General features: G+C 49.2%; 13 protein-coding genes. 8 read left to right on the top strand and 5 right to left on the bottom strand.

Annotated features, from left to right (window positions below):
- Position 1 precedes the first annotated feature (1 nt).
- Positions 2–2,755: an endo alpha-1,4 polygalactosaminidase gene (locus MHM95_RS07115; RefSeq protein ID WP_239384863.1), complete on the bottom strand. Its 2,754-nt coding sequence runs from the start codon at positions 2,753–2,755 to the stop codon at positions 2–4.
- Positions 2,756–3,188: 433 nt separating this feature from the next.
- Here MHM95_RS07115 and MHM95_RS07110 point away from each other — a divergent pair, with 433 nt between their 5' ends.
- From MHM95_RS07110 to MHM95_RS07090, 5 genes are all read left to right on the top strand, one after another.
- Positions 3,189–4,748 carry a PAS domain-containing methyl-accepting chemotaxis protein gene (locus MHM95_RS07110; RefSeq protein ID WP_239384853.1) on the top strand — a complete coding sequence of 520 codons (1,560 nt, stop codon included), beginning with the start codon at positions 3,189–3,191 and terminating at the stop codon, positions 4,746–4,748.
- Positions 4,749–5,309: 561 nt separating this feature from the next.
- Positions 5,310–8,480: a glycosyl hydrolase family 18 protein gene (locus MHM95_RS07105; RefSeq protein WP_239384845.1), complete on the top strand. Its 3,171-nt coding sequence runs from the start codon at positions 5,310–5,312 to the stop codon at positions 8,478–8,480.
- Positions 8,481–8,508: 28 nt separating this feature from the next.
- Entirely contained in the window at positions 8,509–10,161 is a 1,653-nt protein-coding gene (locus tag MHM95_RS07100) for a lytic polysaccharide monooxygenase (protein ID WP_343224297.1), read from the top strand.
- 112 nt (positions 10,162–10,273) lie between these two features.
- Entirely contained in the window at positions 10,274–12,889 is a 2,616-nt protein-coding gene (locus MHM95_RS07095) for a glycosyl hydrolase family 18 protein (protein ID WP_239384832.1), read from the top strand.
- Between the two features lie 101 nt (positions 12,890–12,990).
- Positions 12,991–13,749, top strand: a complete 759-nt coding sequence (locus MHM95_RS07090) for a transporter substrate-binding domain-containing protein (protein ID WP_197275931.1) — start codon at positions 12,991–12,993, stop codon at positions 13,747–13,749.
- Positions 13,750–13,761: 12 nt separating this feature from the next.
- Here the strand turns inward: MHM95_RS07090 and MHM95_RS07085 are convergent, their stop codons facing one another.
- Positions 13,762–15,063, bottom strand: a complete 1,302-nt coding sequence (locus tag MHM95_RS07085) for an NAD(P)/FAD-dependent oxidoreductase (protein WP_239384831.1) — start codon at positions 15,061–15,063, stop codon at positions 13,762–13,764.
- A gap of 213 nt (positions 15,064–15,276) precedes the next feature.
- Between MHM95_RS07085 and MHM95_RS07080 the strand changes: the two genes are divergently transcribed.
- A complete protein-coding gene (locus MHM95_RS07080; protein ID WP_239384829.1) occupies positions 15,277–16,479 on the top strand; it encodes an anhydro-N-acetylmuramic acid kinase in 1,203 nt (400 codons plus the stop codon).
- On the opposite strand, the gene MHM95_RS07075 is transcribed toward MHM95_RS07080, so the two are convergent.
- A complete protein-coding gene (locus tag MHM95_RS07075; RefSeq protein ID WP_239384828.1) occupies positions 16,462–16,959 on the bottom strand; it encodes a hypothetical protein in 498 nt (165 codons plus the stop codon). The genes MHM95_RS07080 and MHM95_RS07075 overlap by 18 nt on opposite strands.
- Positions 16,960–17,254: 295 nt before the next feature.
- Between MHM95_RS07075 and MHM95_RS07070 the strand changes: the two genes are divergently transcribed.
- Together MHM95_RS07070 and MHM95_RS07065 are read left to right on the top strand one after the other, a co-directional pair.
- Complete coding sequence (locus MHM95_RS07070; protein ID WP_239384827.1) at positions 17,255–18,115, top strand: hypothetical protein; 861 nt, start codon at positions 17,255–17,257, stop codon at positions 18,113–18,115.
- A complete protein-coding gene (locus MHM95_RS07065; protein WP_239384826.1) occupies positions 18,115–18,570 on the top strand; it encodes a hypothetical protein in 456 nt (151 codons plus the stop codon). The genes MHM95_RS07070 and MHM95_RS07065 overlap by 1 nt, the downstream gene beginning before the upstream one ends.
- Positions 18,571–18,726: 156 nt before the next feature.
- On the opposite strand, the gene MHM95_RS07060 is transcribed toward MHM95_RS07065, so the two are convergent.
- Positions 18,727–19,089, bottom strand: a complete 363-nt coding sequence (locus tag MHM95_RS07060; RefSeq protein ID WP_138509240.1) for a hypothetical protein — start codon at positions 19,087–19,089, stop codon at positions 18,727–18,729.
- A 189-nt stretch (positions 19,090–19,278) separates the two neighbouring features.
- On the bottom strand, positions 19,279–20,355 hold the full coding sequence (locus MHM95_RS07055; protein ID WP_239384825.1) for a TonB family protein: 1,077 nt from the start codon (positions 20,353–20,355) through the stop codon (positions 19,279–19,281).
- Between the last annotated feature and the right edge of the window lie 187 nt (positions 20,356–20,542).

Genomic DNA, 20,542 nt, shown 5'->3' with positions numbered 1-20,542 from the left:
GTTATTGACCCTGCCCCGGGCAATGGAGCTCAACATGGTAGCGTCCACGCTGAGTGCTGCGAATTGTCCATTGATTAGCTGCTTTATAAAGCGTAAGCGCGGGGTCGCTGAGCTTGTTTACTTGGCATGAAGCGACATTAGTTAACGTTAGTTGCAAATCACGATGAGCGAGCACTGTAAAGCGTAACCTCTCTCCTTGCCACTGCCAGTGTTCAATCACCGCGTTGGCTTTAGCTAAATAGGCACGGTTAGAAAACGCCGCCGCATCGCCTTGGCTAAGCGATAAAGTTGAGCGTGGCTGTACTAAGGTGATGTAGTTGCCATCCGGGCCTGGGGTGACCCCTGCGATGCCTTCACTGTCACCATCTGGCAGTTGATTGCTGGCGATACGCAACGATTTCACGCCGGTACTGGTAATATGCCAGTTATCATCATCAATGGCGCGAGCCACCCCAGTTTCATAAAGCGTGCGCGCACGGTGGGCGTATTCGCTTAAGTACAGTGGTGTTAATTCGTGCTTCTCTACCCAATCATAGAGGTGATCTAATGCGCCTAAAGAAGCAGGGTAAACCCCGGAATACATATGGTAGTAAATGCTCACAGGCTTTAAGCGTCGTGGCGTACCGAGTAATTCAAAGGTTTCACTAGCACGGGCAAAGCCTCGGTAGTTTTCAGTCCACAGCTCTGTGTAGAGGTTTTCGTTCATCACCGCAGCGTAGACTTGAATGCCGTCTTTGTACCAGTTTAGGTGTGGATATACTTGGGCAATAGAGTAGTTATCGTTGAGTACATAGGTGTTGCCGCCATTGACGTTGTATAAATCGAGTTGCCTGGTTTTAGCAATGACATCAGCGGTTGGGTCGGCCATGCCAGACCACAAGAACACCTCTACTTGCTTATGCTTAGGGGCTAGATGCTCGTTGATATAACGCACACTGCCAAACACTTCACGGTCATAATCAAGGGTGTAATTGGGGACCGGTAAGGAATCACCATAGAGCTTTTCTTTCGCATCAATACGGTCGTCCCAAAAGAAAGGGTGGCTAAAGGTGTGCGAGGCAATTTCAACGTTATCAAGCGCGAAGGTTTGCCGCGCTATTTCCTCTAGTTCATTGGCAATGTCAGGGTATAAGCCATGAGGAGCAACTTCCGCTTCAACCACTGAAACCGTATGGGGGAGGGGCGATTTTTTCAGCACATTATTGAGTATTGATGCGCCAGCATAGGGGCGCCCAGGAAGCCAAGCGACTGAGGGGAAACCATCGCCATCGATGTGCGCGGTAACGATGCGCAGCCCGGATTCTGTGGTGACATCGGGCACCGGAATAGCAGCAAGAGAAAACAGTGGCATTAGGTGCGCAAATGGCTCTAGTGGCCAACGGTTGCGATCGCCTATTAACTCTTGGACCGTCAGAGGTTCAAGAAACAGCCCACCCCAGGGCATACGCGCTACGCCCACGCCCGTATTGCCTTGGCTATCATTAATGCTCACTAACGCCGGTGTGCGTGAATCAGTTAACTGATATCGAGGAAATTGTTTGGGCGCAGCATGGGGCATGGGGTAGGTGAGCTTGGCTCCGCTACTTTCAAGCGCGCCGATGTAACTGCCATTTTCACGTATCCCTAAACGCGCTAGCAAGGCTTCATCATCGGGAAGCTCACCGATAATGACTGTTGGCCGCTGAGAAATACTGCGCAGTAGCAGCTGTTGTGCATCTAAATGCTGATAACTGGCTTGGGGGAGCCAAAACGCGACGCCGGCGAACCGATTCAAATCAAGCTGCGTAAGGTGGCCATCACGAATATCAACGCATTGGGGAACATAGCCTTGATACTCGATTAAGGTGGCTAAATATTTATGACAAGCAGATTGCTTTTTAAGCACTACGCTCGAGTCATAGACCCCCAGCACTCGCCGACGAACAGGGTAGTGCAAAGAAACCCCAAACTGCTGTAATAAGCCGTCGCTGACATAGGGGGTGAAGCCTAAAGCTGCGATTTCTTTTGCTGCCGCGACTCTGGCTTCTACACCCGCTGGCAGGTAGTCAATCACAATGGCCTCAATGCCCAAGCCCTCAATGTGCTCAAGCTTGGTGCGAAGCCACTGGATATCGCTATCGCTTTGGCGAGTATAGACATTTTTGGTTATATCGAAGCCATACATCAGTGATTCGGCGACCACCGCTTGCGGCGGCTGGGCCAGCTTGTCGACCAATTCAAAGCCGCGATTGAGCATCACCGGCAGTGATGTGGCGATATTATCGATGAGCGAGACAAGCGCTTGTTGTTGCGAGGCATGTTGCTCGCGAGGTAGTGCAAGTTGATAACTATCTAAGGTATCGAGAAAAACACCGCTGAATCCCTGGCGTTGATAGCGCTCAGTTTGCTGTTGCAGATGTTGACGCCACACAGGGGATGCCGCATCCATAATTTCGGCTTGCCAGGCGCTGTTACGGCCCATGCTTGCGGCGTCTAAAAGCCGGGTATCTACGCCTAGGTATTCCCCTACACTGAGATATGCATACACTTGCGTATTGGCATTTTTTAATTGCTGTAACTGGCGTTTTGACAGCTGCTCCGGTGACACCACAACCCGCTGATAGCTTATAAGCTCGCGCACTGAGTCAACTTCGCCGTAATAAAAAGCGATTGACTGTTCGTAGTGGGTGGATGCAACTGCTCTTGTAGGCTGCGCTATTAAACCCGAGACAACCAGAGCAATAACCACAGTGAAAACAAATTTACATTTAGTCAATAGTAATACTGCCAATTAACTTAAACCAAGTGACGATGTGCGGCTGGGTTAGCCCTTTAATAGCTTGCTACAGACTGCTACTAAAACTAATTCTTTAGGGTGAGTTTGCCGCTATTATGTCACATCCCCGGGTAATGCGTCTACGCAATAATTTACCTAAGGTGAACAAAGGTAAACAACTCACCGATAAGATGTATTGTTAATGCAAATTGACCGGCAACAGCTCTGTACCCAGCGAATTCTTTGCAATTTCGAGCAAAGCTTAACTAGACTGAACTATGTAATAAATTACAACATCTTACAACACTCACATTGTAAGTATGGCAGCTGTTATCTTTTTGCCAAGCAAATGCTATCTATAAAGTATAAGTTTTTGTTAATATAGAGTTTTATGCGTGCGGCACGGCACGGGCGTCGTAACAGGGAATCATTAATGAGAAATAACCAACCCATCACCGCTAGTGAAAAGCGTTTTCCTCCTGAGCAAAAGCTCATTTCCGTCACTGATTTAAACGGCACTATCCTCGATTGTAACCAAGCGTTTGTCGATATCAGTGGCTTTAGCCGCGACGAACTGGTTGGCCAACCTCACAATATCGTCCGCCATCCCGATATGCCACCTGCGGCGTTTAGAACAATGTGGGATTACCTAAAGCAAGGTAAAGCGTGGATGGGGCTAGTAAAAAACCGCTGTAAAAATGGTGACTACTACTGGGTTGATGCCCATGTCTCGCCGATTACCGAACAAGGTAAAGTGGTAGGGTATGAATCGGTACGCACCAGCCCACGACGTGAGGATGTTGTCCGCGCAGAGGCACTTTACGCGCGCATCAGAGACAACAAAAGCACGTTCACACTGCCTAACAATACTGAGTTTTATGCCTTGGGTCTTGCCCTCGCAGTCGCTTTTATTATCTTCCTAAGTGGCAATACTGTTGCCGCCGAGGCGGTGGCCTTGGTGAGTGTATTAGTGTTTGCCGGATTTAATACCTTTTCCCGGGTGCGTTTGAAAAAACGCTTAGACACACTCATAGGCGATCGCTTCTGCGACCCACTTGCGGTGCAAAGCTACTGCGATCATGGTGGCCCTTTGGGGCGTTTAAGCGTAGCGGTGAAATCAGACAGGGCGCATTTAAATACCATCCTAACGCGTATCGATAATGCCGCGAACCGTGTTGCTGCAGATGCCAGCAGCAGCTATTCCATGTCGGTCGATGCGAGAGAGAAAATAGACGCTCAGCATCAGCAAACCGAGCAAGTCGCCACGGCAATGAACGAAATGACGGCCACCATTGGCGAAGTATCACAAAATGTACAGCTGACCTCTGAGCAAGCCAGCGAGGCCAATGATTTGGCCTCAGAAGGTGCCGCAGTGGCAGATAAGACTCGTCAATCTATTGAAACCTTAGGGCACACGGTGCAACAAATCGGTGACTCGGTACAAGGGGTCTCAGAGCAGTCAGCCTTGATTGCGCAAGCGGCGCAAATGATTGAACAAATTGCTGAGCAAACCAACCTATTGGCACTCAATGCGGCGATTGAAGCGGCACGTGCTGGTGAGCAAGGCCGAGGCTTTGCGGTGGTAGCTGATGAGGTAAGGCAGCTTGCACAACGCACACAAAAGTCGACCGGAGAGATCCAAGGGATCATTAGCGAGCTCAATAGCCGCAGTGAGCAGGCGGTCACTATTGCTGAGCAAGGGCGTAAAGAGTCGCAACAAGGCCTTGATGAAGTGCAACTAAGCACCGAAAAACTCAGTGGTATTGCTCAGGCGGTGGCCAACATTAACGACATGGCGAATCAAATGGCTGCGGCTGTTGAAGAGCAGGCTCATGTGGCTGAGGATATTAACCAGCAAGTGGTCAGTATTGCCGGCCTGGCTGATGATAGTCAGCAAAGCTCGGATCAAGCGCAACAAGCTATTACTCGCTTAACAACTGTATCAGATGAGCTCTGTGAGCTGGTGGTGCGCTTCTCTCGCTCACATGATTAATACCTAAACTGTCAGCGCGCTGACTAGGCCTACCACCGCCAGAGTAACGCTTATGGCGGTGATCCTGCTTGCACACGTGTCACTCTTAACTCCCCCGTCAACCCTTTTCCCAGTGCTTGTGAACGGCAAGTAAAAACCACCAACATGTGCAGGGATATTAACGTTGACGTTAATGTTATATTTCTAAATAGCATAACTCTTTGCATTTTCTATCATCAAAGCTATTAAAAAACTGTTTTGGTTATAAACTAGACGAAATAAATATGTACCCAATATAACTCTAATTGTTTACCAAAGGTTAACCTTTTGTTCATTTTGTGATTGCTAGACTCCATGCGGCTTTGAGGTACAAACTTACAAAAAACTGAATGAATAAAATGGCATGCTTACCCCAGTTTTTAGCAATTTATTCGAATAAACAAACGGTTCTTCTAGAACTAAAACGTCTAAAAAGTGGTCGACTATTGCTTGAAGAGCCGGATAGGTGTGATAAGTTTTAAAAGCATTGTAAATATATTGTTATAAAAATAACGCAACAAACCTTACGTCGTGGAGAACAAAATGAGTAAACAAAGTATGCGCGAAAGCGGCTTTAAACGCAGCGCCCTGGCGATGTGTTTTGCCAGCTTAGGTATGAGCAGCGCCAGTGCTTTTGCTGTTGATTGCAGCAATTTAGCCCAGTGGCAAAGTGGTGACGCTTACGTTGGCGGAAGCCAAGTCCAGGCCCAAAACAGTGCCTATGAGGCGAACTGGTGGACGCAAACGAATCCTGTGGAGAATTCTGGACAATGGCAAGACTGGACTCTTTTGGGTGCTTGTGACAGCGCTGTCAACCAGGCGCCAGAGGTCACCTCGTTGAGCCCCGCTGCAGGCAGTCAATTTGCTGAAAATGACAGCGTTATCATCGAGGCGTCAGCCAGTGATAGTGATGGTCAAGTTAGCCAGGTAGAATTCTTCGTTAATAATCAATCTATCGCGATTGATGCCACCGCGCCCTTTAGCACTACGTGGCAAGCTGTAGCCGGCGACGCGACCATAAGCGCTGTGGCTACAGACGATCAGGGCGCGCTATCTACAGCTCTTGCTAATGCTGTTAGCGTAAGCGGCGGCACCCCCGTGAATGAAGCGCCAAGCGCAAGCATTCAAATTGCTAATCTGCCCACGCAAGTGATGGTGGGAGATAGCTTGAACTTTACCCTCAGCGGCACAGACAGCGATGGCCAAGTCACCGCGCTGACATTCAGTGAGAATGGCACCCAAGTGCTGAGTTCAGCAAACGCCAGTGAAGCTTACACTTGGCAGGCTCCAGCAACGGGGCAATTTGAATTCGTACTCAATGTGACTGACGATCAAGGTGCCACGGGGACGGCCACTCAAGTGATCAATGTGGTAGATGTGTCTGAGCCAGGAACTGGCGTTGACGCTTGTCGCCCAGCAGGTTTATACCAAACGCCGGGAGTGAACACGCCGTATTGTACTATTTATGATCAAGACGGCCGTGAGCTAATGGGCCCAGATCACCCACGTCGTATCATTGGTTACTTTACCAGTTGGCGTAATGGCGCCAATGAGCAACCTAGTTATTTAGTTGACGATATTCCATGGGATAAAATTACCCATATTAACTATGCCTTCGCACACGTTGATGCCAACAATAAGTTGTCCATTGGTAACCCCAGTGCCCCAGGCAACCCAGCAACCAACATGGAATGGCCAGGTGAACCGGGCGCTGAAATGGACCCAAGCCTGCCGTACAAAGGTCACTTCAACCTACTTAATAAGTACAAGAAACAATACCCAGACGTGAAGACGCTGATCTCTGTTGGTGGCTGGGCTGAAACTGGCGGCTATTTTGACGAAAATGGCAATCGCGTCAATAGCGGTGGCTTCTACACCATGACCACCAATGCTGATGGCTCAATTAATCACGCAGGTATTGCCGCGTTCGCACAAAGTGCGGTTGAATTTATTCGTACCTACGATTTCGATGGTGTGGATATTGACTACGAATACCCATCGTCAATGAAGGACTCTGGTCACCCAGATGACTTTGCTATCTCCAACCCTTTGCGCGCTAGTCTCAATGCATCTTACAAAGAATTGATGAAGGTGCTACGTGAAGAGCTTGATAAAGCGGGTGAACAAGATGGTCAGCACTATATGCTCACGATTGCTTCACCGTCATCGGGCTACCTACTGCGGGGTATGGAGACCTTCCAGGTCACTAAATACCTCGATTACGTCAACATTATGTCTTACGACTTGCACGGCGCGTGGAACTCTCATGTCGGGCACAATGCGGCATTGTACGACACCGGTGAAGACTCGGAGTTGGCGCAATGGAATGTATACAGCACCAAGGAGTTCGAAGGCATTGGCTATTTGAACACCGATTGGGCGGTACGCTATTTCCGTGGCGCGCTAGCGGCAGGGCGTATCAATATTGGTATTCCTTATTACACCCGTGGTTTTAAAGACGTACAAGGTGGCACCAATGGATTGTGGGGCCAAGCGGCGCTGCCGAACCAAAGCGAGTGTCCAGCAGGCACGGGCGTTGGCGAGCAAAACAAATGCGGTAACGGTGCCATTGGCATTGATAACCTTTGGCACGATAAAGATGCCAATGGCGAAGAAATGCCAGCAGGCTCTAACCCTCTTTGGCATGCCAAGAACTTAGAAAACGGCATTTACCCAAGCTATGGCGCAACCTATGGCCTAACGCCACAAACCGATCCAGATGATCAGCTGATTGGCACCTACACGCGTCATTATGACAACGTGGCCGTTGCGCCATGGTTATGGAATGCCGATAAGAATGTGTTCTTGTCTATGGAAGACGAGGAATCAATGGCCACTAAAGTGCAATACGTTATCGACCAAGGCATTGGTGGCATTATGTTCTGGGAATTGGCGGGTGACTACGATTATGACCAGGCCAAGGGCGAGTACTTCATGGGCTCAACGCTCACTACCCTTGCTTATAATCAGTTTAATCAAAGCGGCGTGCCGTACAGCATTGACCAAGGCAATACTAATTTTGTAGTGCCAACAGAAGCGGTTGATGTGAGCTTTGAAGCCAAGGACTTCCCGGTCGGTGATGACAACTACCCGATTGCTCCAACCTTTGCTTTCACTAACAACTCAAACATTGATTTAAGTGGTGCCAAAATTTCTTTCGATGTGCCAGTGGCGACCTCTGCCATTTTCAAGTCTAACTGGAACGCACAAGAGAAACTGGGCATGGCGGTCGACGTCAATGGCTCGAATGCAGCAGGTAACAATATCGGTGGTTTTGAGAATGAGTTCCACCGTTTCTCAATCACGTTGACCAACGAATGGGGCGGACAAGAGAAAGCCTTTGCTCCAGGTGACACGGTGAATGCGCAGGTAATGTATTACATGCCTATTACCGGTCCTGCAAACTTTACTATCGAGAAAAATGGCAAAACCTATGCCTTTAAATCGCAATACCCGCACCTTCCTGATGCCCAGCCTGGAACAGGCGGCGACACTGGCGGTGGCAATGGCAGCGGCGATGGTACTTGTGAAGGCACCGCGATTGCCGATATCCCCGTTTATCCTAACTGGCCACAAAGTGACTACGCCGGCAACCCTAGCCATGCTGCGGGTGGCGACTTAATGGTCAACGGTAATGCTGTCTATAAGGCGAAGTGGTGGACATCTGCTGAGCCGGGTAGCAGCGCCGATTGGGATCAGGTCTGTAGCCTGTAACTCGCCATCTTAGACTTGAGGCGGCCCCATGCCCTCCCTGCAAGGGCTGCCTCGGGTCTCTTTTGTCAACGAGGACATTGATATGAGAACACCACAAGCGAAATTATTATCACTGACTGTGTCAGCGCTAGCCGTTGGTGCTGCGCTCAGTGCCAGCCAAGCTTATGCTCACGGTTATATGGATAGCCCGAAGGCCCGCCAAGCTATTTGTCAGGCTCAGGGCGGTTATTGGTGGCCAGAAGATGGCTCCAACATTCCCAACTTGGCGTGTCGCGCAGCCTATTTGGAATCAGGGCACTTTCAGTTTATTCAAGAACATGAATTTGCCGTTAACACCGCTGATTACTACAACCAAGCAGCGGTTGAGGCCAGCGTTCCCGATGGCACCTTGTGCGCCGCTGGAGACACCAACAAGCGCGGTATGAATTTACCTTCAGCACATTGGCAACGCAGTGACGTGACCCCCAATGCTAATGGCGAGATTAAGGTGCGCTTTCGTGCGACCACTCCACATAACCCCAGCTTTTGGAAGTTTTACCTAAGCAAACCCGGGTTTGATGGCGCCACGCAAACACTTGCCTGGAGCGATCTAGAGCTGGTGCAAGAAGTGGGCAATATCGACTTTATCAAGGACGCTGAGGGTCATCGCTACTATGAAATGAATGTCGCCATTCCCGCTGAGCGCCAAGGTGATGCCATCTTGTACACACGCTGGCAGCGTGATGACGCAGCTGGAGAGGGGTTTTACAACTGTAGTGACATCACCATAGTGCGTGATGGCGGGCCTAGTGATCCCAGCCAATGGCAAAGCATTGGTTACTACTTGCAACAAGGTCAAACGCCGGCGGTGGGTGATTCTATTTGGGTGCGGCTATTTGACGAGAGCGGTCAAGAGCTAGTTAACCAAATGTTTGCCGTCAGCGCCGATAACCAAGCAAGCTGGCAGCAAGACCTCGCGGCTATGCTTAATCTCGACTACAGCCAATATATGCAAATTGGTTTGCAAGACCAGCAAGGTCAAGTGGTCTACCAAAGCGGCGACCCGCTGGTAAATCAGGTATACACCACTAATGCCAACTACAGCTATAGCTTAAGTGTGCAACAGGCACCAGGCAATAGTGCGCCCACTGTGGTTAAGCCTGATGACATTACCTTGGCTGAAGGACAATCCAGTGTCGTTCATGTGCATGCTTTTGACGATGAGCAAAGTACCCTGAACTACAGCTGGGATGTGCCAGCACCACTGACTATGAGCAGTGAGGGTGCCAACCTAACGATCACCGCCGCAAATGTCGATATCGATACCCCGTACACCATTACTGTCACTGTCTCAGATGGTGAGCTCAGTACCAGCCAAAGCTTTGTTGTCACCGTTACCGATACCAGCACTAACCCTGACCCAAGTTACCCTGCGTGGCAGGCCAGTGCTACTTATGTAGCGGGCGACAAGGTGAGCTACAACGCCAGCGACTATGAGGCGAAGTGGTGGAATCAAGGTGAACAACCTGATCAATCCTCGGCATGGCAAACGCTGAGTAAAGATGCTGGCAGCGCACAATGGGATAGTCAGCGCGCTTATGAAAGTGGCGCGACGGTGCTCTATCAAGGGCAACAATACCAAGCCAAGTGGTGGACTCAAGGGGATACCCCGGGTCAGGCCTCCGTTTGGCAAGCACTTTAAGCAGTAAAGAAATGGCGATGATGGACACACGGAGGCGCCTAAATCGCCGCGAGTCGGGCAAGTACCTATGCGTCGTGCTTAGCCTTTAATAAGACAACAAGAAGAGAAAGATATGAAATTAACTCAATTAACCGCAGCGATTACGCTGGCCATGGCATCGGGTGTCGCCGTTGCCGCGCCTTCGACACCGAGCTTAAACTGGGAGCCACAAGAGTACTCCTTTGTTGAAGTAGATTTAGAAGGCACAGGTGGCTATAAATCTTTGGTACGTCGCCAAGACCAAGTCAACATCAACATCGAGTGGAATGCCTGGAGTGGTGATGGCGGTGACAACTATAAAGTGTATTTTGATGACCAAGTTGTGAACTCTGGCGCACTGCCTGCGGGCACTAAAAGTGGCGTGATCACTTTCCCGTATGACAAGGCTGGCCGTCATACCTTGTATGTTGAATTGTGTGAAGGCACCGTGTGTGCGCGCAGTGATGGCAAGCCCATCGTCATTGCCGATACCGACGGCGCGCACCTAGCACCGTTACCTATGGATTATGATCCCAACAACAAAGACTATGGCTTAAAGCAAGACATGGTTACAGGGGCCTACTTTGTAGAGTGGGGCATTTATGGTCGTGACTATGATGTCACTAACATGCCAGCACAAAACCTTAGCCACATTTTATACGGCTTTATTCCGATTTGTGGCCCGAATGACTCACTGACTGGCGGGCCAAAGCGTGCGCTTGATACCGCTTGTCAGGGTTCACAAGACTTTGAAGTGGTTATTCACGATCCGTGGGCGGCAGTGCAAAAAGCCCTACCGGGTGTCAGTGCAGATGACCCTATTCGTGGTACTTATGCACAGTTAATGGCGCTGAAGCAGCGTTATCCAGATCTGAAAATCGTGCCTTCAGTGGGGGGATGGACACTCTCTGATCCGTTCTACTATTTCACCGATAAAGCCAACCGCGATACCTTTGTGGCATCGATGAAAGAGTTCCTTAAAACGTGGAAGTTCTATGACGGCGTTGATATTGATTGGGAATTCCCAGGGGGCGATGGTGCTAACCCGAACCTTGGCGACCCAACCACCGATGGCGCTACTTACATTGCGTTGATGCGTGAGTTACGCGTCATGCTCGATGAGCTGGAAGCGGAAACAGGCCGCCAGTATGAGCTGACTTCAGCCATCGGTGCTGGTTACGACAAGATTGAAGATGTTGACTATGCTACCGCAGCGCAGTACATGGATTACATCTTTGCCATGACCTATGACTTCTATGGGGCTTGGAGCAATGTGACCGGACACCAAACAGCCGTTTATTGTGGCGAACACTTCCGCCCGGGTCAATGTGACGGCTCCGGCACTGATGAAAACGGCCAGCCTTATAAAGGCCCGGCTTACACCATGGATAACGCCATTCAGCTGTTGCTAGCGCAAAACGTGCCCTCGCAAAAAATAGTGGCGGGTGTGGCTATGTATGGTCGTGGTTGGGAAGGCGTGTATCCTGAAAACGCGAGTACTGCAGGCAACCCGATGACCGCATCTGGTAATGGACCGCTTAAAGGCACCACAGCACAAGGTGTATGGGAAGATGGAGTCATTGATTATAAAGGCGTAAAAGCCAATATGCTCGGTGCTAACTTCCAAGGTATTAACGGTTTTGAAGCGGGTTATGACGCGCAAGCTCAAGCGGCTTATGTGTGGAACCGCAGCAGCGGTAAGCTGATCACTTTAGACACCCCGCAAACAGTAATGGCCAAAGGTCAATACGTGCAACAGCATAACCTCGGTGGTTTGTTCGCATGGGAAATTGATGCCGATAATGGCGATATTCTTAATGCTATGCATGAAGGTTTAGGTGATGTACCGCCGGCCAACCAACGCCCTGTGCTCAGTGTAGACAGCAGTGTCACAGTGCAAAGCGGTGGCTCAGTGTCAGTTACTGCCTCAGCCACTGACGGTGATAATGACCCTCTCAGCTTTAGCTGGCAGGCTGATAGCGCGCTAAGCGTGAGCGGTGCAAACTCAGCGACCTTAGTGATCAATGCGCCGCAAGTAAGCCAAGACACGCAGTACAGTGCGACTGTTTCGGTTTCTGATGGCAAAGACACGGTCAGTAAAGTGGTTAGTGTTAATGTTGTAGCGGATGGCAGCGGCAGCAACACAGCACCTGTGGTTGATGCTATCGCTGATGCCAGTATGGAAGAGGGCGCAAGCCTAGCCGTTAACGTGGTTGCCAGCGATGCTGACAATGACGCTTTGACCTACAGCTGGGACGTACCAGCCGGGTTAACGCTTTCTGGCAGCGGTGCCAGTGCGACACTGAGCGCGGACCCTGTGGATGCGGATACTAGCTATACCGTCACGGTGACAGTCAGTGATGGCCAAGCCAGCAGCAGCCAGAGCTTTGTTGTTACGGTGACCGATTCAGGCGCCACCACACCGGGTGACACCTGGGATGCACAAGCTGTGTATACCGGTGGTGATACCGTGATCTATGGCGGTGTTGAGTACCGTGCTAAATGGTGGACTCAAGGCGACCAACCTGACTTGGGTGGTCCTTGGGAGCCAGTATCAGCACCCACAGACGGTAACGGCGACCTAGTTTGGAGTGCCTCGTCTATCTACAACACCGGTGATGTTGTGTCTTATAACGGCGCACGTTTTGAAGCTAAGTGGTGGACAAAAGGTGAAGAGCCTGGTGTTGCCGCTGTGTGGAACCAGCTATAAATAAGATTCCTACTTGAGAGACCAAGGGCAACGAAAGTTGCCCTTTTTCATGTTCGCCACCATACTCAAGGATACTTAAGGTTGTTTCCACAGAGATGTGCGTGGGCAAATTTCTGCTTATTATTTTACTTTTCTCTAGCACCGCGTTTGGCCAGTGCACAAACCCTATTCGAGTTGGCGTAAACAGCGAGTGGCCGCCTTATATTTCGATTGAGAATGACCATATCAGCGGCTTAGACATGGCCATCATCACTTTATTACTTGAAAGTATGGGCCGTTGTTTTGACTACGTGCGTTTGCCCAGTGCCGGGCGGTCTATGAACGAGCTGCGCGCAGGGCGAATTGACTTGCTCAGTGGGGTGAGTTTCGCCGCTTATCGCCAAGACATCGGCCAATTTAGCGCACCTTATCGGCAAGAAATCGTGCGTTTGGTTGTGAGCGAGCGGGTGCAAGCATCTGCTTTGGCCGATTTACAGGCTATGCTGCAAAGTGGCCTAACGCTGGTGTACACGCCAGGCGCTTATTATGGTGAAGAAGTGGAAACGCTGGTGCAACAAAGCCGTTATCAACAGCAAATTCAAACCGTGAGTGAGCCGGTGAAGCGTTACTTAATGCTTAAAGCGGGCCGTGCTGATGTCACCATAGAAGATGAGCAGGTCGCCAAGCATTTATTGAGCGAGTATGGCGGCGCGCAACTGATGCTGCACCCCAAGGTAGTCTCGGCACAACCCATTCATTTTCTGATTAGCCATCAGCTGAGTAACACAGGCTTTATGCGCGAGCTCAACCAAGCCATCACAGCGCAGCAACAGGCTATCACGGCGTTATTGCAAAACCAGCTTGGCGCCGCGCACCCCTAACAACGTGATACTTTAGTGTAGCTTCATCTTCGGTCGTACCACCCGCGTTATTTTTTCGCTTACCCATAAAGCCATCATTTTCAATGTGCCATGCACTGCTTGTTGGTGCATACGATACAAGCTCATGTACATCCATCTCGCCAGTTTACCTTCGATAAACACATTGCTATTTAAATTACCCATGAGGTTCCCGACCGCGCTAAAGCGCGCTAAATTGACCAGTGAACCATGGTCTTTATAGTGAAAAGGACGCAGCGCCTGACCTTTATATTGACGTTTAATATTAGCAAGTACGTTGCTGGCCATTTGGTGCGCAGACTGTGCTCGCGGCGGCACAAAACTGCCATCTGGCTGCTCAAAGGCGCAACTATCGCCAATCACAAAAAGCGTGTCATCGCCGCGCACCTGTAAGTACTGATTAACCAAAATTTGGTTGTTATTATTAAGCTCAAAAGTATTTAAGTCGCGTAAGAAATCGGGCGCTTTTACACCGGCGGCCCATACCTTTATATCGCAATCCAAACGTTCATCGCCGACATCAATACCGTGTTCGTCGATACCTTTTACCATTTGTCCAAGGTGCAACTGTACGCCAATTTTTTGCAGCTCTTTGCTGGCTTTGATTGCGATTTTATCTGGCAGAGCCGGTAAGATGCGTGGGCTTGCTTCCAGTAAATGAATTTTTAAACGTTCTTTGGAGACTTTATTGAGGCCATAGGCTTTGAGCAAATTGGTAACATGGTAAAGCTCGGCGGAGAGTTCCACACCGGTTGCGCCAGCGCCGATAATCGCCACATTAAGCGCACTTTTATCGCTTTCGCCTTGCTGCAAACGGGTAAAACTGTCCAATAAGGTATGTTGAAAGTGCTCCGCTCCTTTGACCGAGTCTAAAAAGAAGCAATGCTCTTGCGCCCCAGGGGTATTAAAATCGTTACTGACACTGCCAATGGCAATTACCAGCTTGTCGTAGCTGAGAGTACGCTCGGGGAGAATAGCGTTACCGCGTTCGTCGCGAAGTGGGGCTAAGGTAATGTGTTTACTATCGCGGTCTAGGCCGCAGAAGGTGCCAAGCTGGAATTGAAAATGGTGCTTGGCGGCATGGGCGGAGTACACCACGCCATCTAAACTGGCGTCAAGAGAGCCCGTCGCGACTTCGTGCAGCAGCGGCTTCCATATATGGGTGCGATTTCTATCAATGAGTACAATTTCAGCGCGGCCTTTTTTGCCTAGAGACTTTCCTAGACCGGTTGCCAGCTCGAGTCCGCCAGCACCACCGCCAATAACAATTATACGCTCCACAGAGTCTTGGTTCATGGTTTATTCCTCAAAAATTGCATACCCAAATGCACGCCCAGTACCGCTTAAATGCACTTGGGTATCATTAACCCAGGGGCTAACTGCTTGTTTTTGAGGATTTCCGACTCCTAGCTTACGCCTATCGCGCGGCAATGTCATCCGCAGCGTAAAGATTGAATGATGATAATAAACAGGCTATTTTGTTTTCATAAATTATTCCATGGAGCCCTTATGCATCCACACATTCATGCCCTATATGAGCTCAGTGCCAAGCCGCAGCGTACGATTGTCGGCCTGATGAGTGGCACATCAATGGATGGGTTGGATGTGGCCTTGTGCCGGGTCAGCGGTGCGGGTCGTGATACCCGAATTGAGGTTGAGCACTTCACCACCTGTGCCTACCCGAAGGAGTATTCGCAACGACTGCGTCAAGTGTTCGCCAAGCGCGATATCGATTTACAACACCTCACCTTATTAAATGCGTGGGTGGGACGCTTGCATGGCCAGTTGGTCAAGCAGTGTTTAGCACAGTGGCAGGTCAATGCGGATGAGGTCGATGCCATTGCCAGTCACGGGCAAACCGTGTATCACTGCCCTAAAGCTCAGCATGGTTTGGATGATTACCCTAATGCCACCTTACAAATTGGCGATGGCTGCCATGTTGCCTGCACCAGTGGCATTTTGACTATCAGTGATTTTCGCCAAAAGCATATCGCCGCAGGCGGTGAAGGTGCGCCTTTGGCCGCGTATGGCGATTACCTATACTTTGCTAGCACCGATGAGCATCGGGTGTTGTTAAATTTAGGGGGCATTGCCAATATTACCTTGCTGCCCAAGGCCGGGGAGTTGAGCGATACGCTATGTGCTGATCTTGGCCCCGGCAATACCATGCTCGATGCCTATGTGCAGCGCTACTTTGCGCCACGACAATTCGATGAAAATAGCACCTTGGCGCGGCAGGGGCAGGTGCATGAGCCTCTTTTGGCGAAGCTCTCGCAGCACCCTTTTTTACACGCCGCCATGCCCAAAACCACGGGGCCGGAAGTGTTTAATCTTGCCTATTTAGCACAGTGCCAAGCTGCACTCGGAGAAACGCACCTAGCTCATGAAGATGTGCTGGCAACCTTATGTGAGTTTGCGGCTTATCAAGTAGGAACGCAGTTAGCACGGTTGGCGAAATCCCACGGCCCACTGCATGTTTATGCCAGTGGCGGCGGTGTGCACAACCCATTGCTAATGGCGCGCATTGCCTATTTCAGCGGTGAACAGGTGCAGCTAGATTCCCTGACACAGCTGGGCATGAACCCCGACGCCAAAGAGGCGGTGTTGTTTGCCTTACTCGCCAATGAAACCCTTGCCGGTCAGCCAGCGAAAGCAGCGGCCATAGAGGGGATGCCGCAAATCTCTATGGGTAAATTAAGCTTTCCCGACTGACGCCGTGCTGCGCCAAAGGCGTTGACAATACTGGCCGAGGCGTTGGCGCAGGCCGGTGCAATTCACCATTTGTGGCGAGCTTAACTGCGCTTGCGGATGAATATGCACGGTGTATTGCGCGCTTTCTTTTACGGTGTTATGCAGGCCATGCAGCGTAAGTTGCAACTGTGCATGCTCGTACTCACACTCATTTTGCATCGTGCTATGCGCGCAGAGGGTTAATGCCACCATACCGCTGTCGATATCTTTGTAATGCAATGGCTGATGCGCCAAAAGTTGGGCATCACGTTGCTGTGCAAAGGTGATACTTGCCTGCAGCGCATCGCCTTGCTGCGCACTGCTGGGCAATCGACACAGCAATTGCACAGGCACACCCACACCGCCCAGAGTGGTTGGCCGGGCAGCCAAAGTTTCGAAATCTGATAATAACCCTTCGCTTCGCAATGCAAACACAGCGAGAGGGGAGCGATACTGCGCCATATCCTGCTTAATATTGATAATTTGCGCACAATTATGCCGCAGTTAAATGACAGTTTTATGACTTAATAGAAAGTGATGGCGATTTTTTCTACACCGCTTGATAAGAGCAGGCACTTTGTTTTTATTGCTCTTTGCGATATGTTTATCGCGTATTAACATGCAAAGGGAAGACAGCCAAGTGAGCTGTCACTCAATGGAATGACCTCTTCTCAGCCAGCAATATTTGCTCGGTCAATGACTTACGCTCGATCCATTGTTATTTCCGCAAAAATATAGTTAAAAAACAAGGAAGATTATGAGTTGGTACCCAGACGATAAAACATGGCTAAAAGCACGTAAAGCACAGTGGAAAGAAGTGAAAAAGTCACTAAAGGAAATGGGTTTTTATTCGCCGCAAGATATTAAGTTAATAAAAGAGTATTTCCTTTACGGGCCAGATAAAGAACCTCTGAGAACGGTGAATAACGATGGAGGGATTAAACGAAAAATATCCTATATGGGTATGATTGCTATATGGCTATATCCATCATTAGATAAAGAATCTATTATTAGAGAATTGCATAACTTTAGGTCAACCGTCCAATATCAAGATGGTTCCATTATGCAATATGACACTGGGGCTAACCGTGTATTAGAACTTTGCGATAATGATTTTGAAGCTCATAAAAGCGCCACGGATGGTAATGAAACCAGTTTTTTTCAAGGTAAAGAGCAATTATTAGCCGAGCTATTATTACCTCATTCGGTAGCAGAGGAATCTTGGTATAAGTCTTGTGTAAAACATGAAGATTTGGAGAGGCTTAGTGAGGAATGCAGTGAAGAATTTGCTCTAGCTATTAATAGGCTGACGTTATTTTTCGATAAATATATGGCTGCTCCAAACCCAAACTATATTTATAGGTATCGCCTTTCTTATTGTATTAGTGTGCTAAAATATATAAAGCATTCAGAATTTAAGTCAAAACTGATGAAGAGGAATTTAGTGAGCCTGTTTACTTATCTTGATAAGTTCACTGATTGTCCGGACAAATATCCGAAATGTGTTGTGGAAACAGCGCAAGAGTTTACTCGTTTATTCAATGAAGCAGACTTGCCCGATTCAGTGCATGCTTTACTTGCCCCCTATATTAAAGCCGCCAAGGAGGGGGCTGACTAATGGAAAATGTCGTAGTGGTTGTTGCAAGCTTCGCTAATGAAGCGGACTTAGCACGGTTTTGTTTTTATATCGACTTTGAAACACGCCCTGATTTTGAGGACGAGGTGCCAGAACACGAGCAGCCATTATTTGCATTGTGTGAAGAGTTATCAATGCCGTACGAAAAAATATCTCAAGGCCTGCAAATTCAGTATGATTTTTTAAACATGCCTGAACCTAATGAGCAGCTAGCAGCCATGGGCGCTCTTGCCACAGCGCTTAATGCTAAAGCGTTTGCGTGCACCTGGCGAGATGAATATGACGTCGGTGCCGGGGTATTAAAGGCAGGAGCATACGAGCCTGTAGCCGGTGAGCCAACCGATAATCAAGATAAAAACATTGCTAAGCGCTTAAAAAAGCAAAGCCTGGATGAGGTGGCTGCTTACCTAATAGAGCAACAGCTAAAAAACAGCTAACCTCAAGCACATCATCATAAACGCAGCGGGTGTCAACTGACTGCGTTTTTTGCTGTGTGAACCATAAAAAAAAGCCGAACGAGTCGGCTTTTGCACATTCACGAAGTGTCCATTCAATGAACTAGGTACCAGCAACCGCGTAGCGGTTGCTGTTAACTATCGGCCGTCTTCAAATGACGCCGTAGCTGAAACTTTGCTCCACGAGCCGTTACTGTAAAGAATGGTTGCTTCGGCTTTATATGGGCGGAAAGCACGAATTTCAAAAGAGCACGACGTGCCCGAGGTGCCGCACGATGAGGCCGCATTAGACCAAATAACGCTGTCGATTTGTGAACCGTTCCCTACCACGCGAAAAACGGCGGTGCTTGTTGTCGCACCATAAACCAGTGCGAAACAACGATTAGGTGTAAATTGGTCGTATGCCTGAGTATCGACATAACATTCCATGCTGTCGGCGCTTGCTTGGGCGCTAAATAGTCCACCAATCAGTAGAGCGGCTGATGCAATAAGTGTTTTCATTGTTCTCTCCATTTGAATCATTCCACGGGCTCTACAACTGCTTATACTCCTGTAAGCCATCGATATTGCCTTTGATTAAGGCAGTGGAATTACCCTATAAGAGAACAAACAAAAAATAAACACCAAATTAACATTTGTTTCTAAATTAAGTAAAAAGTAGGAGGCCCTGATGTTCCAAGGGCCGAGTGATTAGCCTATTTTGAAATCAAGCTGGACCGAGGTTTTTGCTTTAACTGCTTGATTATTTTCAAATTTTGGTGCGTATCGCCATTTTTTTACGGCATTAACCGCCGCTCTTTCAAATGCCGCACTGCCGTCGGAGTCCAGTACATTGACATCTTCAACGAAGCCGCTCTCGTTCACAGTGAACTCCATTTGTACCCAGCCTTCGCGGCGTTGGCGCACGGCGATAGCGGGGTAACGCGGAGGAGTGCGATACAATGGGGTTTGCTCTTGATTCTTCGCCCACGGACGCATCTTTGCGATGGCAACACAATGCTTAGTGGCTTGCTCGGATTCACCTTCTTGCTCATACAGCGCGACGAGCTGCGAATGAGCTTGCAGCTCAGCAGGGTGGTCAAAACTAAAGTTATCATCAAAAATATTGACCACTTTGTTAAAACGTTCAATGGCTGTATGTCGACGCCCTCGGGCTTTGTCTACCGCACCTAACAGCATGGTGACATTAATCATTTCTACCGTGTCATCGGCGATATGCGCTTGATAGTATGCTTCGGCTTCATTGAGGTAGACTACCGCCGCACGGCCTTTATCAAAGTCCAAGCGGCGAAAGTAAATTTCGGCACCGTCTACTTTTAAATCGGCGACCAATTTGGGTTTTTGTTGCTGCTTTGCAATATCTATCGCACGTTCGATGGCCTTTTCAACGGTGTGTGCCTTATCCGCGCTTTTGGCGATGCCCATTAACGGGTCGATAAGGCTTAACGGGTCTGGGTTAGGCTGCTGCTCTAATATCGTCAACGCCTGTTTATAAAGGGTCGCGCGTTGCTGCGCATTAGTGGGTGAAGGAGCCATCGCGTTGGCGTAGTTAATGGCTAACTTAGCAACAGCTGGCGATGTTTCACCAAAGGTGCTCAGGCCTACCTCATAGGCGGTTTGTGCATGCTGCTGCACATTCTCACCAGTGTGCAGTGCTTGCTCAAAGGCGTCATAGGCGGCATCGAAATCAGGTGTGGGTGCGGCGGCACTCATCCAAGGTGAGCCTAGTAAAGCCAATAGGCCGATATTGAGAGACTTTTTTAACATCTTACACTCCTTTGTTTTTCGGCTATTTTATCTGACCCTATTTTTAGTGCAACAAAAGATAGGCTCAGCATTGCTCAAGCGCGCTTTTGAAAAATCTTCACTGAGTGTGTGTAGTGCTTGCTGGTACAAAGCCACTTATTTTCACTGTCTCATATTAATTTGTTGATTTTTAAAGGTTTAAATAGTT

This window comes from Pseudoalteromonas sp. CnMc7-15 (genome assembly GCF_022347925.1).
GTDB classification, from domain to species: Bacteria; Pseudomonadota; Gammaproteobacteria; order Enterobacterales; family Alteromonadaceae; genus Pseudoalteromonas; species Pseudoalteromonas ruthenica.
This window is presented reverse-complemented; position numbering and strand designations above follow the sequence as displayed.

Excerpts from the sequence above, each read along its gene's own strand:
- MHM95_RS07110 (WP_239384853.1), top strand. The coding sequence starts at position 3,189 with ATGAGAAATAACCAACCCATCACCGCTAGTGAAAAGCGTTTTCCTCCT.
- MHM95_RS07105 (WP_239384845.1), top strand. The coding sequence starts at position 5,310 with ATGAGTAAACAAAGTATGCGCGAAAGCGGCTTTAAACGCAGCGCCCTG.
- MHM95_RS07100 (WP_343224297.1), top strand. The coding sequence starts at position 8,509 with ATGCCCTCCCTGCAAGGGCTGCCTCGGGTCTCTTTTGTCAACGAGGAC.
- MHM95_RS07095 (WP_239384832.1), top strand. The coding sequence starts at position 10,274 with ATGAAATTAACTCAATTAACCGCAGCGATTACGCTGGCCATGGCATCG.
- MHM95_RS07085 (WP_239384831.1), bottom strand. The coding sequence starts at position 15,063 with ATGAACCAAGACTCTGTGGAGCGTATAATTGTTATTGGCGGTGGTGCT.
- MHM95_RS07080 (WP_239384829.1), top strand. The coding sequence starts at position 15,277 with ATGCATCCACACATTCATGCCCTATATGAGCTCAGTGCCAAGCCGCAG.
- MHM95_RS07075 (WP_239384828.1), bottom strand. The coding sequence starts at position 16,959 with ATGGCGCAGTATCGCTCCCCTCTCGCTGTGTTTGCATTGCGAAGCGAA.
- MHM95_RS07070 (WP_239384827.1), top strand. The coding sequence starts at position 17,255 with ATGAGTTGGTACCCAGACGATAAAACATGGCTAAAAGCACGTAAAGCA.
- MHM95_RS07065 (WP_239384826.1), top strand. The coding sequence starts at position 18,115 with ATGGAAAATGTCGTAGTGGTTGTTGCAAGCTTCGCTAATGAAGCGGAC.
- MHM95_RS07060 (WP_138509240.1), bottom strand. The coding sequence starts at position 19,089 with ATGAAAACACTTATTGCATCAGCCGCTCTACTGATTGGTGGACTATTT.
- MHM95_RS07055 (WP_239384825.1), bottom strand. The coding sequence starts at position 20,355 with ATGTTAAAAAAGTCTCTCAATATCGGCCTATTGGCTTTACTAGGCTCA.